Here is a 1,258-nt window from a genome sequence, read left to right as displayed (position 1 = left end):
CGCGCGGTAGCCGCGCCAGAACCGGGCGAGCGCGGCGCGCCGCCGCTGCCGGGCGAGCGCCGCCGCGGACGGGGCCCGCGGCGGGAGCCCGGCGGGTTCCTGATGCTGTGCGTCGGCGAGAGTCATCGGCCCACCCGGGGATCGAGCAGCGGACAGATCAGGTCGGCGAGCAGGTTCATCAGGATCATCGCTCCCGCGAACACCATGAACAGGCCCTGCACGAGCGGCAGGTCCGGCACGCTCAGCGCCTGGTAGAACAACTGGCCGAGGCCCGGCCAGGAGAACACCGTCTCGGTGAGGATCGAACCGGCCGCCACGAAGCCCAGGTTGATGAACACCATGGTCACCGTCGGCAGCAGCGCGTTGGGCACCGCGTGCCTGCGCCGCACCTGCGCGTCCCGCAGGCCCTTGGCCCGCGCCGTCGTCAGGTAGTCGGCGCCCATCTCGTCCAGCAGCGACGACCGCGTCACCAGCAGGGTCTGCGCGTAGCCCACGGCGACCAGGGTCAGGACCGGCAGCACCATGTGGTGCGCCACGTCGAGCACGTGGGCGAACCCTGCGGTGTCGCCGGAGGCCATCCCGCCGGTCGGGAACATCCCGGGCACCGGGCCGACGCCCACCCCGAACACGATGATCATCAGCAGCCCGAGCCAGAACGACGGCACCGACCAGAGCGTCAGCGCGAGGCCCGTGTTCACCCGGTCGGCGCGCCGGCCGTTGCGCCACGCGGCGAGGGTGCCGAGCCACAGGCCGAGCGCCGAGTACAGCACCACGGCCGTGCCCGTCAGGAGCAGCGTCGCCGGCAGCTTCTGCCGGATCAGCTCGCCGACCGGCGCGTGGAACTGGTACGAGGTGCCGAGGTCGCCCGTCAGCGCCTTGCCGCAGTAGTCCGTGAACTGCCGCCACAGCGGCAGGTCGAGGCCGAACTGGCGGCGCAGCGTCGCCTGCTGCGCCGCGCTCATCGGCGCGCCGTGCGTCATCGCCTTGACCGGGTCCCGCGACAGCACGCGGAAGAGGAAGAAGCTCGTGACGAGGACGGCCAGCAGGGAGACGGCGGCACCCGCGGCCCGGCCCGCGACGTGGCGGAGGTAGCCGGCCGCGGCGGCCCGCCGGCCCCCGTGCGCCCCGGCGTCCCGGCCGGGGGCGAGCGGCGCCCGGGCACCGGGCGGGCCGCCCGGCGGGTCGTCGCCGGGCAGGGACTGCGGGGTGCTCGCTGTGGTCATCGCTACTCCCGGTCGTAGGCGGTCGCGCGGCGGCG

The 1,258-nt window shown here is 74.6% G+C and carries 1 protein-coding gene; it reads right to left on the bottom strand.

All coding sequences use genetic code 11. The features are described 5' to 3' along the window. Window positions 1–122: 122 nt before the first annotated feature. Window positions 123–1,223, bottom strand: coding sequence for an ABC transporter permease (locus L1885_RS28445; RefSeq protein WP_235800016.1), 1,101 nt, complete (start codon window positions 1,221–1,223; stop codon window positions 123–125). Window positions 1,224–1,258: the final 35 nt, after the last annotated feature.

Source organism: Streptomyces fuscigenes (assembly GCF_021556455.1).
In the GTDB taxonomy this organism is placed as follows: domain Bacteria; phylum Actinomycetota; class Actinomycetes; order Streptomycetales; family Streptomycetaceae; genus Streptomyces; species Streptomyces fuscigenes.
This window is presented reverse-complemented; position numbering and strand designations above follow the sequence as displayed.